The sequence below is a fragment of the Rhodococcus sp. AD45-ID genome (assembly GCF_003023755.1).
Classification (GTDB): domain Bacteria; phylum Actinomycetota; class Actinomycetes; order Mycobacteriales; family Mycobacteriaceae; genus Rhodococcus_F; species Rhodococcus_F globerula.
In genome coordinates, this window is record NZ_PYHL01000001.1 from 200,500 (window position 1) to 213,024 (window position 12,525).

Annotated in this window: 12 protein-coding genes; 3 read left to right on the top strand and 9 right to left on the bottom strand. The window is 62.2% G+C overall.

All coding sequences use genetic code 11. From position 1 onward, the window contains the following. Nucleotides 1–37: 37 nt before the first annotated feature. From C7T36_RS00840 to hisD, 6 genes are all read right to left on the bottom strand, one after another. On the bottom strand, nt 38–334 hold the full coding sequence (locus C7T36_RS00840; protein ID WP_033230913.1) for a DUF2470 domain-containing protein: 297 nt from the start codon (nt 332–334) through the stop codon (nt 38–40). After that, the gene (locus C7T36_RS00845; RefSeq protein ID WP_239654794.1) at nt 321–1,475 is read right to left on the bottom strand and encodes an MFS transporter; all 1,155 of its coding nucleotides are present in this window, start codon (nt 1,473–1,475) and stop codon (nt 321–323) included. The genes C7T36_RS00840 and C7T36_RS00845 overlap by 14 nt, the downstream gene beginning before the upstream one ends. 62 nt (nt 1,476–1,537) lie before the next feature. Then, nucleotides 1,538–1,687: a hypothetical protein gene (locus C7T36_RS29965; RefSeq protein ID WP_033230914.1), complete on the bottom strand. Its 150-nt coding sequence runs from the start codon at nt 1,685–1,687 to the stop codon at nt 1,538–1,540. Further along, nucleotides 1,684–2,298, bottom strand: coding sequence for an imidazoleglycerol-phosphate dehydratase HisB (hisB, locus tag C7T36_RS00850; RefSeq protein WP_033230915.1), 615 nt, complete (start codon nt 2,296–2,298; stop codon nt 1,684–1,686). Before hisB ends, C7T36_RS29965 begins: the two co-directional genes overlap by 4 nt. After that, nucleotides 2,295–3,431, bottom strand: coding sequence for a histidinol-phosphate transaminase (locus C7T36_RS00855; RefSeq protein WP_045070174.1), 1,137 nt, complete (start codon nt 3,429–3,431; stop codon nt 2,295–2,297). The genes hisB and C7T36_RS00855 overlap by 4 nt, the downstream gene beginning before the upstream one ends. Continuing rightward, nucleotides 3,428–4,750 (bottom strand): histidinol dehydrogenase, encoded by a 1,323-nt coding sequence (gene hisD, locus C7T36_RS00860; RefSeq protein ID WP_033230917.1) that lies wholly within the window; start codon nt 4,748–4,750, stop codon nt 3,428–3,430. The genes C7T36_RS00855 and hisD overlap by 4 nt, the downstream gene beginning before the upstream one ends. 270 nt (nt 4,751–5,020) lie before the next feature. Here hisD and C7T36_RS00865 point away from each other — a divergent pair, with 270 nt between their 5' ends. Genes C7T36_RS00865 through C7T36_RS00875 form a run of 3 tightly spaced genes read left to right on the top strand, consistent with a single transcriptional unit; the run spans nt 5,021 to nt 10,045 of the window. Continuing rightward, nucleotides 5,021–8,260, top strand: coding sequence for an arabinosyltransferase domain-containing protein (locus C7T36_RS00865; RefSeq protein WP_052683649.1), 3,240 nt, complete (start codon nt 5,021–5,023; stop codon nt 8,258–8,260). A 49-nt stretch (nt 8,261–8,309) separates the two neighbouring features. Further along, nucleotides 8,310–9,596 carry a glycoside hydrolase family 1 protein gene (locus C7T36_RS00870; RefSeq protein ID WP_045070176.1) on the top strand — a complete coding sequence of 429 codons (1,287 nt, stop codon included), beginning with the start codon at nt 8,310–8,312 and terminating at the stop codon, nt 9,594–9,596. A gap of 8 nt (nt 9,597–9,604) precedes the next feature. Further along, the gene (locus C7T36_RS00875) at nt 9,605–10,045 is read left to right on the top strand and encodes a hypothetical protein (RefSeq protein ID WP_033230919.1); all 441 of its coding nucleotides are present in this window, start codon (nt 9,605–9,607) and stop codon (nt 10,043–10,045) included. An 8-nt stretch (nt 10,046–10,053) separates the two neighbouring features. Here the strand turns inward: C7T36_RS00875 and C7T36_RS00880 are convergent, their stop codons facing one another. Genes C7T36_RS00880 through C7T36_RS00890 form a run of 3 tightly spaced genes read right to left on the bottom strand, consistent with a single transcriptional unit; the run spans nt 10,054 to nt 12,421 of the window. Continuing rightward, nucleotides 10,054–10,602 (bottom strand): dihydrofolate reductase family protein, encoded by a 549-nt coding sequence (locus C7T36_RS00880; protein ID WP_045070179.1) that lies wholly within the window; start codon nt 10,600–10,602, stop codon nt 10,054–10,056. Then, nucleotides 10,596–11,252: a nitroreductase family protein gene (locus tag C7T36_RS00885; protein WP_033230921.1), complete on the bottom strand. Its 657-nt coding sequence runs from the start codon at nt 11,250–11,252 to the stop codon at nt 10,596–10,598. The genes C7T36_RS00880 and C7T36_RS00885 overlap by 7 nt, the downstream gene beginning before the upstream one ends. A 56-nt stretch (nt 11,253–11,308) precedes the next feature. Next, the gene (locus C7T36_RS00890) at nt 11,309–12,421 is read right to left on the bottom strand and encodes a diguanylate cyclase (protein WP_045070181.1); all 1,113 of its coding nucleotides are present in this window, start codon (nt 12,419–12,421) and stop codon (nt 11,309–11,311) included. Nucleotides 12,422–12,525: the final 104 nt, after the last annotated feature.

Below are 12,525 nucleotides of genomic sequence, written 5' to 3' on the forward strand. Positions count from 1 at the left end.
GCCCCAACTCTATCGGGCACGTCTGACGCTACTGCGATCAGTGCTCGGGCCTCGCGACACCAAGTTTGTTGTACGCGTCCATACACAGAGCAACCACTTGCGTCCGGATGGCGGCGCGGTCCACTGCCGGCTCGGGCCACGGAACCTTCACGAGCTTTTCCGTCCCGTCGACCTCGGCAACCCACTCGCCCGCAACCGAATCGAGTCCCACCATTCGCGCGCTGGTCGCGGTCGGCTCCGCGAAAGCCCGAACGATCATCAGATTGTCGCTCGTGTGATCCGCATTCATATGAGCGGTCACACCGGCGATAACCGTGTCGTCAAAGGTTGTCATAACTCCGGATCTTAGAACCTGCCGTGTGGTTGTCCGGTTTCGGATCGCCCCGCCGGCCGATCGATGTGCCGGCCACAGCGAGTGCCGGGATCAACGCGACGACACTTGCCGAGACGATGAATACCCACGTATATCCCGACGCCGATGCCACAAATCCCAGCGCAATCGCGCCGATTCCAGTTCCGGCGTCGTATGCGATGTTCCAGATCGCGCTGGCCGATCCGATGCGTTTCGGGCCTGCAGCCGAAAAAGCCATGACCAAGGATTCATTCTGCACAGCACCGAATCCGAACCCGAAAAGCACTGCAGCGCCGATCAACACCATGTTCGCACCGTCGTCGACACTCAGGGCGAACAGGAGGAGACCGACTGTCGCCGACACCAAGGCCGGTGCGAGCATCTTGCCGCTGCCGAATCGATCGGAGATCAATCCCGCTGAGTATCGACCCACCAGCATGGACCCACTGGCCGTCGCCAGCACCACGCCGGCGATTGCGGCACGATCCGAAATTGCGATGGGCAACAGTGAGGACAAGCCGCCGAACGACGCTGACACACACGCAAGCGCGACCACGGGGACGATCACCGTGAACACACTCACTCGCGCAGCCGTGCCGGTTGGCTGAGCGCGCAATTTCGGCAAGCGGGTGATGGCGATCACCGCGAGCGCCGGAACCACGGCGCCCAAAACGAAGACCGGTGTGGCCGACCATCTTGCTGCTATCGCCAAACCCAGTGGCAAACCTGCCATTTGAGAGGCTGCAATCGCGATGCCCTGGGCTCCGGTGGCTCGGCCCAGTATCCGCCTGGGCGCCAATTCCGCGACCAATGCGCCGCCGGCGACCGTGAGCAAACCGAATCCGACACCGCGCACTGCCGACACCGACAACGCCGCAATCGAATCGGAAGACATCAACAGCACCAGCGACGGTGGCCCGAGCAACAGGCACCCCGCAGTGAGTACAGGACGATAGCCGCGAGTCCTCAACAAGCGCGGCACCAGCAACTGTGTCAGCACAGTAGCCGCCATGAAGACGCCCGTCACGGCCCCGGCCAAGGCGTCGGAGCCACCCGACTGCGCCACCACCAACGGAACAACCGGAAGCAGTAACGACCAGCCACCAAATGCAGCAGCAGCCATGACCAGGACACTGATCATCCCCGGGGTTCGGAGTAACCCCGGGGATGATGTGCGTTCGACCATCAGATGCGCAGCGCGCCGGCTACCGCTGCAAGAATTGCCAGTGCCAGAAGGATTCCCGACGCCAATTTGTTCACCTTGAACATCGAGTAGGCCCCGCCCACAGCGATTCCCGCGCCGATGAACAACAGATAGGTAAAGAGGACGCTCACAGAGTTCCCTTCGTCGAAGGCACGCCGCTCACGCGCGGATCCGGCTCGACGGCCTCACGCAGAGCGCGAGCAACAGCCTTGAACTCGGCCTCCGTGATGTGGTGCTGATCGCGTCCGTACAGAACCCGAACATGCAGGGCGATACGAGCATTGAGCGCGATCGACTCGAAGACGTGGCGGTTGATCACCGCGTGGTACGGAACGCCGGGGTACCCGCCGATGACGGAATGCACCATGTAATCCGGTTCCCCGGTATGCACGCAGTACGGACGGCCGGACACGTCGACGGACGCGTGCGCGAGGGTTTCGTCCATCGGGATGAAGGAATCACCGAATCGGCGAATACCCTTCTTGTCCCCCAATGCCTGACCCAACGCCTGACCGAGAACGATGGCGGTGTCCTCGACGGTATGGTGAGCGTCGATTTCGACGTCACCTTTCGCCTGAACACTCAAGTCGAAGCTGGCGTGCGTACCCAACGCGGTGAGCATGTGGTCGAAGAACGGAACGCCGGTGGAAACGTCGACAATGCCGGTCCCGTCCAGGTTCAATTCGACGACGATGCTGGATTCTCGCGTCGTTCGTTCGATCCGCGCAATGCGATCGCTCATGCCGTTTCTCCTGCGTTGATGAGTTCTGTACCGGCGATCTCGTCACTGGCTTTGATGAACGCGTCGTTCTCGGCTTCGAGTCCGACCGTCGCCCGCAGATATCCGGGGATGCCGATGTCGCGAATGAGGACACCTCGATCGAGGTACTCCTTCCACGCCTGCGCACTGTCGGTGAATTGACCGAACAAGATGAAGTTCGCGTCACTGGGAATCACTCGGAAACCGGTGTCCGCCAATGCCTTCGATACCCGATCACGCTCGGCTGACAATGCGTGAACGCTGGCGAGGGTCTCGTCGGCGTGACGCAGCGCAGCGCGCGCGGCAGCCTGTGTGACCACCGAGAGGTGATACGGCAAGCGCACCAACAACAATGCATCGATGAACGCGGGGGCGGCAGCCAGGTAGCCGAGTCGGCCACCGGCAAACGCAAACGCCTTGCTCATCGTGCGTGTGACCACGATCTTGGTGGGGAACTCGTCGATGAGCGTCATCGCGCTGGGGGCGGCGGAGAACTCGGCGTAAGCCTCGTCGACGATCACGATGCCCGGCGCCACCTCGAGGATGCGTCGCAGTTCCGCGATGCCGACACTGTGGCCGGTCGGGTTGTTGGGACTGGTCACGAACACGACATCCGGTCGACGTTCCGCGATCACGGTGACGGCAGCATCCACGTCCAATGCGAAGTCATCCCGACGGAAGACCTCGACCCACTCGGTATCGGTGCCGTCCGCGATGATCGGGTGCATCGAGTACGAGGGCACAAATCCCATCGCGCTGCGTCCAGGACCGGCAAAGGCCTGGAGTAGTTGCTGCAGGATTTCATTCGATCCGTTGGCCGCCCACAGGTTGTCGACGGTGACCGGTACACCCGTCTGCTTCGACAGATACGCAGCAAGATCCGTCCGCAGCGCCACAGCGTCGCGGTCGGGGTAACGGTGCAGTTCCTTGGCCGCTTCACGCACGGATTCGGCGACGTCATCGATGAGCGCCTGCGTCGGCGGATGCGGGTTCTCATTGGTGTTGAGCTGTACGGGAACCGTCAACTGCGGAGCGCCGTACGCGGACTTACCGCGCAGGTTCTCGCGAATCGGGAGCGCGTCGACCGAAATCGACGCTCCGGGAGCGGCACTCATCGCAGAGCCTCGAACCGCAGACGCACAGCCTCACCGTGAGCCGGCAGGTCTTCAGCATTGGCCAGCGTGATGACATGTCCGGCAACATCTTTCAATGCCGATTCGGAGTAGTCGATCACGTGGATGCCGCGCAGGAACGTCTGCACACTCAGTCCGGACGAGTGACGTGCACAGCCGGCCGTCGGCAGAACGTGGTTGGAGCCGGCGCAGTAGTCGCCGAGGCTGACCGGCGCCCACGGACCGACAAAAACCGCTCCGGCGCTGGTGACCTGAGCTGCGACACCGGTGGCATCTTCGGTCTGAATCTCGAGGTGCTCGGCTGCGTAGGCGTTGACTACGCGGAGACCAGCTGCGACGTCCGAGACCAGAACGGTTCCGGACTGGCTTCCGGTGAGGGCGGTGGTGACGCGCTCGCGGTGCTTGGTGATCTCGAGTTGCGCGGCCAGAGCCTTGTCGACCGCGTCGGCCAATTCAACGCTGGTCGTGACAAGGACGCTGGCGGCCATCACGTCGTGCTCGGCCTGGCTGATGAGGTCGGCGGCAACGTGGACCGGGTCAGCGGTGTGGTCGGCGAGGATCGCGATCTCGGTGGGACCGGCTTCTGCGTCGATGCCGACCAGTCCGCGGCACAGACGCTTTGCGGCAGTGACATAGATGTTGCCGGGACCGGTGATGAGGTCGACCGGGACAAGCTCGGTTCCGTCGGTGTCGGTTCCGCCGTAGGTCAGCAGGGCGACGCCCTGCCCGCCGCCGACGGCCCACACCTCGTCGACGCCGAGCATCGCTGCGGCGGCAAGAATGGTGGGGTGCGGCAATCCGCCGAAGTCAGCTTGCGGAGGCGAAGCGACAACCAACGATCCGACGCCGGCGGTCTGAGCCGGGACGACGTTCATGACAACGCTCGACGGATACACGGCGTTGCCGCCGGGAACATAGAGACCAACGCGCTCGACCGGAACCCAACGCTCGGTGACCGTGCCACCCGGAACGACCTCTGTGACGGTGTCCTTGCGACGCTGATCGGCGTGCACTTTGCGAGTGCGCTCGATCGCAACCTCGAGGGCTTCCTTGACTGCGGGGTCGAGTTCACGAAGTGCGCGCTCGAGCTCAGCTGCGGGCACACGAACCGACCCGGGACGAACGCCGTCGAACTTCTCGCCGAACTCGAGAGCAGCTTCTGCGCCGCGATCGCGAACGGCCTCGACCATCGGGCGAACCTGATGCAGCACCGCATCCACATCCACTCCACCTCGGGGAAGCGCGGCACGAAGTTCGGCCGTGGATGGGGTACGACCACGCAGGTCGGTGCGGGCAAGCATGAGAGTTCCTCTCGTACGCAAACGGGGGACCTGTGTCTCGCGGAGAGAACACAGAACTGACGTCAATTATTCAGGATAGTCGCACCCTGTTAAGCACCGGTCCACCTGCGGCGCTCAGCGACCACCCGCCATCGCCGCCAGTGGCGGCGGTCACGGTCGATCGGCGTCGCGGGATGTAGGCAAATTCCACATCCGACATTTCGAAGGTCGCTGTGTTTATAACAAACGCGTCACGCACCGCTAGGGTCGAAAGTCGTGACAGACAGTGACGTGGCCGTGGCCGCACCTCCCAACCCGCCGATTCCGCAGCGCGCCGCACGGCAGTCGCACGCAAGGATGGTGGCAATCGTTGCCTCCATTCTCGGAATCCTCGCGTGTGTATCCATACCGTTCCTGCCTATCCAGCAGGACACGGCCGGCATCAACTGGCCACAGGCCGGTTCGACGACCAGCGTCGAATCCCCCCTCGTCTCGTACACACCGCAGCGGTTCGAGGCCTCCATTCCGTGCGCGTCGATAAACGAGCTGGCAGCAACGGGTGGAACCCTCGTATCTACCGCACCCACAAGCGCCGCCGATGCGCGTCGCTACGGGTTTGTCGCTACGGTGTCGCCCGCATCGGCAGATGCACCCGCACGCGTCGACGCGATCCTGCGCGACGAGGTTGTGTTCTCGGGACCGCTCGACGAACTCCCCGGCGGTTGCGCGCTGGCGGTGCTCGCCGAGCCCACCCGGACGACGGTCTCCGTCACCGGGTCAGAGCCACGGATTCTCGATGGTGACCACCGGCCGCAAGTTGTCGGCGTGTTCAGCGACCTGAACACCGCTGCCGCCGGATTGGACGTCTCGATAGACTCCGACTCCCGATTCACGTCGAGCCCGTCGACGATCAAAACGCTCGCCATGATTCTCGGTGCGCTGACCGCGATCATCTCGCTCGTCGCGTTGCACCGCCTCGATAATCTCGACGGCCGTCACAGCCGCAAATTTCTGCCGACGAGGTGGTGGAAATTCACCCGCGTCGACGGTGTTGTCATCGGAACATTGGTGCTGTGGCACTTCATCGGAGCCACGACAACCGACGACGGCTACCAGTTCACGATGGCCAGGGCAGCTGAGCAATCCGGGTACATGTCGAACTACTTCCGCTGGTTCGCCGTCCCGGAAACACCGTTCGGAACTCCCTACTACAACATCCTCGGACTACTCGCGCACATCAGTCCGGCAAGCCCGTGGGTCCGGCTACCGGCACTGGTGGCCGGCGTCGTCGCGTGGCTTGTCATCAGTCGTGAGGTCGCCCCGCGCCTCGGCGCAGCAATCCGCGGAAACCGTCTTGCTCTCTGGACCGGCGCGCTCGTTTTTCTCGCATTCTGGCTCCCGTTCAACAACGGTTTGCGTCCCGAACCGATTGTTGCACTCGGTGTTCTCCTGACGTGGTGCTCGATCGAACGCGCCATCGCGACACGTCGACTCCTGCCGGTTGCCGTCGCAATTCTGATTGCCGGGTTCACGTTGACGGCAGGTCCGTCCGGGCTGATCTGCTTCGCCGCGCTGATCGCCGGCATCCGTCCCGTCATCGGCATCATCGTCGAACGCGCTCGGACCACCGGTTACCTCGCTGCCGTCGGACCGCTTCTTGCTGCAGGACTGTCGATTCTCATCCCCGCCTTCGGCGATCAGAGCCTGGCCGCCGTCATCGAGATGCAGCGCGTTCACTCGATCTCACCGAACGCTCCGTGGTTCGACGAATATCTGCGCTACCAGTACCTGCTCAACATCTCCGTCGACGGATCACTGACACGGCGCTTCGGCGTGTTTGTCATGTTCCTGTGCCTTGGAGTCTGCACCGCGATGATGCTCCGCAAAGGCGGCCGCATCCCCGGATTGGCCGCCGGCCCGCCGCGGCGAATTGTCGGTCTCACCATCGGCGCGCTGCCGCTGCTGATGTTCTCGCCCACCAAGTGGACGCACCACTTCGGAATCTTCGCGGGGCTGACAGCAGTGCTCGCAATGATGACGGCAGTTGCGGTCGGAACCACCCTTCTGCGTTCCCCGCGCAATCGCGCGCTGTTCGCCGCAGGCGTGCTGTTCCTGCTCGCAGTGGCGTTCACCGGCAGCAACAGCTACTACTACGTCTCGAGCTACAGCGTTCCCTGGTGGGACAAACCCGTATCGATCAGTGGGCTCGGCGCGAGCACCGTTCTCCTCGGGCTGACCGTGCTGATGCTCGGGGTCGCCGCGTGGTTCTTCTTCCGTGAGCCGTACACCGTCGGCAAGGAGATGTCGCCGCGTCAGGCTCGCCTGCTGGCCATCTCACCGCTGACCGTCGCGGCCGGTGCCATGGTTCTCTTCGAAGTTCTCTCGATGTCCAAGGGCGTGATCAGCCAGTACCCGGCCTATTCGGTGGGTCGCGCGAACGTCGACGCGGTGCTCGGACAACCCTGTGGACTAGCCAACGACGTCCTGCTCGAAACAGATCCGAACGCATCGATGCTGGCACCGTTGTCCGGCGACATCGCAACCGCACTTTCAGCCGGCGGCGCCACCGGATTTGATCCGAACGGTGTTGCCGGCGACCTCAGCGCCGACGAGGAAGCGACCGCCACCGGTGGTGCCAACACTGTCGACAGCGACGAGACCACGGCCGGAAACTCCGCCGGAACCGGTGGTGGCGCTGGAGTGACCGGCGTCAACGGCAGTTCGGTCGCGTTGCCGTTCGGCCTCGATCCCGCCACAACTCCGGTGATGGGCAGCTACGGCCAAGCCGCACCGGGCACCCTGACCAGTGGGTGGTACCAACTTCCCGACCTCAGCGACAGCGGCACCCGCGGCGACATCATTTCCATCGCCGCAGCCGGACGCGTCCGATCCGTCGACACTGACGGCATCGTCACCTACGGGCAGAACGTCGAGGTCGAATACGGCACCGCGCGAGGTGCCGATGACGTCGAAATCGGTGGCCGAATCGCACCTCTCGACATCGGCCCGTCGCCGTCGTGGCGCAACCTTCGCGTTCCTCTCGACCAGATTCCTGTGGAAGCCAACACTATTCGTCTTGTTGTCAGCGATCTCGACAGCAAGGACGATCAATGGGTAGCGGTTACTCCGCCGCGTGTACCGCAAACACAGAAACTGCAGGACGTTGTCGGTTCCGACGCTCCCGTGATGTTGGATTGGGCTGTGGGTCTGGCCTTTCCGTGCCAGCGCCCGTTCGACCATCGTGTCGGCGTTGCCGAGGTTCCCGAGTACCGCATCCTGCCCGATCACAGCGGCGCACTCGTGACCACAGCGTGGCAGGACCACTTCGGTGGTGGTCCGCTCGGGTGGATCGATCTCCTCGTCAGTGCGCAGACCATACCGTCGTATCTCGACAACGACTGGGATCGCGACTGGGGTTCGATCGAGAAATACACTCGACTGGATCCCGCGGCGGTACCCGCGGAACTCGACGAATCCCGCGTGCAACGTTCAGGTATGTGGACTCCCGGTCCGATGACGATTGAATTCTGATCCTGCAAAAGCCACCTTTCTGGACACCTGTATGACCTAACCTCCCATCATGGGAGTCACGTCACGGTCGATTGCCGCCGCCCTACTCGCCCTCGTGATCGGGGCGGCGGCATCGCCGGCGCAGGCATCGGGAACCCCGTCGGAGGAGTTCCTGTGGGGCGTTGCCACTTCCGGTTTTCAATCCGAGGGTTCCTCCCCCGACAGCAACTGGTCGAGATACTCCGCATCGGGTCGCACCCACGACGCCATCGGCGACTCGGTCGACTTTCGGCACCGCTTCACCGAGGACATCGACCGCGCGGCAGATCTGGGCGCGCAGGTGTTCCGCTTCGGCGTCGAATGGGCGCGGGTGCAACCCTCACCCGGAACGTGGAACGACACCGAATTCGGATACTACGATGCTGTTGTCGCGCATATCCTGGCCCGCGGAATGACGCCGATGATCACTCTCGATCACTGGGTATATCCGGGTTGGGTCGTCGATCAAGGTGGGTGGACAAACCCGAAAACCGAAGCCGACTGGCTGACCAGCGCCGAGAAGGTGGTCGCGCGATATTCGGGGGTCGGAGCATTGTGGATCACGATCAACGAACCGACGGTGTACGTGCAGCGTGAGTTGACGTACGGCGGAATCACTCTCCCCCAGGCACCCTTGATGTTCGACGCACTTGTTCGAGTGCACCGATCGATCTACGACCGCATCCACGTCCTCGACCCGGGCGCTCGCGTCAGCAGCAACTTCGCGTTCATTCCGGGTGTCTCGGAGGCAATCGACTCCGTGTTCACCGATCGGGTGAGCGACAAACTCGACTTCCTCGGTATCGACTACTACTACGGTGTGGCACTGGACAACCCGACCGCGGCCTATGCCGCGATCGACGAATTCTACAACGTCACACCACAGCCCGAGGGTTTGTACGACGCACTGATGCGCTATTCGCGCAAGTACCCGGAACTCCCCCTCTACGTCGTCGAGAACGGAATGCCCACAGACAACGGAAATCCTCGCCCCGACGGGTACACGCGCTCGAATCATCTGAGCGACCACGTCTATTGGATGGAACGCGCCCGCGAGGACGGCGCCGACGTTATCGGATACAACTACTGGTCCATCACCGACAACTACGAATGGGGTTCGTACCGGCCACGTTTCGGTCTGTACACCGTCGACGTCCTGACCGATCCCACCCTCACCCGTACCCCCACCGACGGTGTGGAGACGTACCGGAACATCATCGAAGACAACGGCGTCGGGCCGGATTACGTACCCGTGAAAGCTCCCGCATTCTGCTCGCTTGTCGATCCCCCACTCAGTTGCACCAACACCATGCGATAGGAACTCTCATGTCCACGTTCGGAAAGACCGTCGCCACTGCAGCCATCTCTGCAGCAATGATTTTTACCGGTGCTTCACTTGCCCAAGCCGCACCGGACTCACCCCGTGAGGCAGAAGCCCGGGCCTACATCGACGCATTGGTTTCTCACGACGTCACCGACGTGCACTTCGCGCCGGACGCCACGCGCGTCGAAGCAGGCATCCAAACCGGGTTCTCGGGCCCTCAGTTGAGCGCCGACCTCGATCACGGTGTGCAGTACACCGTGATTCAGTCCGTGCGTGATCTTCGAATGACCGAAGAGGGGGACGTCGTGACCGCCGTCTATCTCCTCGATGCCGGCGTTGCCGACACACGCTTGATGACGGTCGAGATCCGGGAGACATTCGAGATTCGCGACGGCCTCATTCACGTCATCGTGGCAGATATCATGCCCGTATCGCTGTCCTGACTCAGTCCCTACCTCACTCTGTATCGCAGATAGACAACTCCGCTCCGAAACGCCTTCTGCTCCATCCGTTCGAGGTCGACATGAACGTCGGCAGACAATGCGCGCAGTCCGCTACCGACGATCACTGGGCAAAGGAACAGGTGAATCTCGTCGACCAGACCGGCGGCCAGCGCATGCGCTGCCAGTGTGGGACCACCGATCGAAATATCCTGCGTCGCCCTTGCTTTCATCGCCCGCACGGCTTCGGAGTCAAAGGTTCGCTCGATACGGGTTCGCTGAGTCGACGGTTCCGCCAGCGTCGTGGAGAACACAACTTTGTCCGCTCGGCGCCAGATCCGAGCGAAATCTTCGGCAATCGGGTCGGGATCTGCCATCGTTTCCCACGCTGCCATGACCTCGTACATCCGGCGCCCGTACAGGTGCGTGCCCACGTCACGTTCGAGGTTGTTGGCAAAGCCGTGTACCTCGGCGTCCGGCATTGCCCAGTCGAAGTTCCCCTCCTTGTCGGCGACATAGCCGTCGATCGAGCAGATCGCCGAGTACTCGAGGTTCACCATCGGTCAAGGTGCAGAATGTTGTCGATCGGCTCGCGTGCCGCCGGTTTGAAGGTCTCTCCCGTGAAGTACGCGGTGGGTACCAGCGCGCCCTGGTGGAAGCCCGCCGGGATTCCCAGGATTTCTGCGACTTCGGCTTCGCGCGCAAGGTGCAGTGTTGTCCACGCCGTTCCCAATCCGCGGGCGCGCGCCGCCAATGCGTAACTCCACGCCGCGGGAAGTAACGATCCCCAGAGTCCCGCCTGATTACCGGCAGGCAAGGTCCGCTCCGCCTTGATGCACGGAATCATCAGCACCGGAACTTCACCCATGTGTTGGCCGAGCCACTCGGCACTACTTCCGACACGCGCTTGGACTGCAGCCCGATCCGGATCGTCACTGAACAACTGCGCCGGAGCCCCCTGCGACGCCAAATAGCTCTCCGTGACGTCTTTGTAAATGTCGCCGATCTGTCGACGCAGTTCGGGGTCGGTCACCACCACCCATTGCCATCCCTGGCGGTTCGATCCCGACGGAGCTTGCAACGCGATCTCCAGGCATTCCTTGATCAGATCCAGAGGAACGGGCCTTGTCAGGTCCAAGCGCTTTCGTACCGTGCGCGTTGTCGTCAACAATTCGTCGGGCGTCAGGTCCAGAACCGGAAATTCACTCATCAATCGATCATCGCATCGACGGGACGAGCGGCGCTGGAAATGTGGCTCAGTGTGGACTACTGCGCTGACACATCAGCCACGACGCGGTTGCGACCGTCCGACTTCGCCTCGTACATCGCTTTGTCTGCACGAGACAAAGCCTCCTTGATCTGTTCCTGCCCCGTCAGTTTCCCGTGCGCGCCCGACGCGAGTTGTGCAACACCGATACTGACCGTGATCGGAACGTCGTCGGAACGCACGGCGACCTCCCCCCGAATCGCTTCTGCAAGTCGCGTGAGCCCTGCTATATCGCCGCGCACCGCGATAGCAAACTCATCGCCACCTGTTCGAGCTACTGCCGCGTCCACGCCGACGACTCGTTCGAGTCTGCGCGAAAGCAACCGCAACACCGTGTCACCGCCGTCGTGACCGGACCCGTCGTTGACCGCCTTGAAGTTGTCGATGTCGAGCAGTAGCACGCCGGATCGACCAGGCTCACGCTCTTCCGCAATCTGCATCCACAATTCGAAGCCTCGCCGGTTGAGGAGTCCGGTCAACGGATCACGATTGGCATTCGCAAATTGAGTGCGGTACGACGTCAGCATGCCCGCCGAGAACGACCTGAGTAGGACAAGCGTCGCATTGACAGCGATCACCGACGTTACCGCCCTCGCAAGAATTCCCGCAATATCGTGGTATCCCTGACGCCACGTGAGAATGGCAAAAACGGCGATCACACAACTCGTGAAGACCATGTGCACCACGGTCTCTGCCCACCGGACAAAATGCGCCACGTACACACTGATCACCGCAAACAGAGCTGTCCCGTACAGCGCCAATTCGTGATTGGCGAACGTCGCCAGTACTACGGTCACACCCAAATCTGCATAGAGAACGAAGTACGTGCTCGCCCGCGGAACGGAATGATGCCCCATATCCCGGTTCCACCAGATGATGCCGAATCGAATTCGACTGACCAGATACGCTGCCGGAAGAGTACTGACCAGGACCAGCACCGCAACAATTCTCCGGAACGCAGTGTTCTGACCTTCATCGGAAAACGCAGCACACACCCCGACAAGAGCAAAAACGGGAACCAGCACGGCGATTCCGTTACGCATACGGGTTTCGGAAACCTCGATCTGATTACGAATCAACGAACGCGGCCCTGCGTCACCGCCAAAATTCATCACGCCGATCCCCCGCCTGGCAAATATTCAGACAACAAGAACGAATGTACCGTGCCGGAACGGTCGGTACCACTCCGAACCCACCAACACGTACAACTACACTT

Coding starts and splice junctions, on each gene's coding strand:
- C7T36_RS00840 (WP_033230913.1), bottom strand. CDS start 334: ATGACAACCTTTGACGACACGGTTATCGCCGGTGTGACCGCTCATATG.
- C7T36_RS00845 (WP_239654794.1), bottom strand. CDS start 1,475: ATGGCTGCTGCTGCATTTGGTGGCTGGTCGTTACTGCTTCCGGTTGTT.
- hisB (WP_033230915.1), bottom strand. CDS start 2,298: ATGAGCGATCGCATTGCGCGGATCGAACGAACGACGCGAGAATCCAGC.
- C7T36_RS00855 (WP_045070174.1), bottom strand. CDS start 3,431: ATGAGTGCCGCTCCCGGAGCGTCGATTTCGGTCGACGCGCTCCCGATT.
- hisD (WP_033230917.1), bottom strand. CDS start 4,750: ATGCTTGCCCGCACCGACCTGCGTGGTCGTACCCCATCCACGGCCGAA.
- C7T36_RS00870 (WP_045070176.1), top strand. CDS start 8,310: ATGGGAGTCACGTCACGGTCGATTGCCGCCGCCCTACTCGCCCTCGTG.
- C7T36_RS00875 (WP_033230919.1), top strand. CDS start 9,605: ATGTCCACGTTCGGAAAGACCGTCGCCACTGCAGCCATCTCTGCAGCA.
- C7T36_RS00880 (WP_045070179.1), bottom strand. CDS start 10,602: ATGGTGAACCTCGAGTACTCGGCGATCTGCTCGATCGACGGCTATGTC.
- C7T36_RS00885 (WP_033230921.1), bottom strand. CDS start 11,252: ATGAGTGAATTTCCGGTTCTGGACCTGACGCCCGACGAATTGTTGACG.
- C7T36_RS00890 (WP_045070181.1), bottom strand. CDS start 12,421: ATGAATTTTGGCGGTGACGCAGGGCCGCGTTCGTTGATTCGTAATCAG.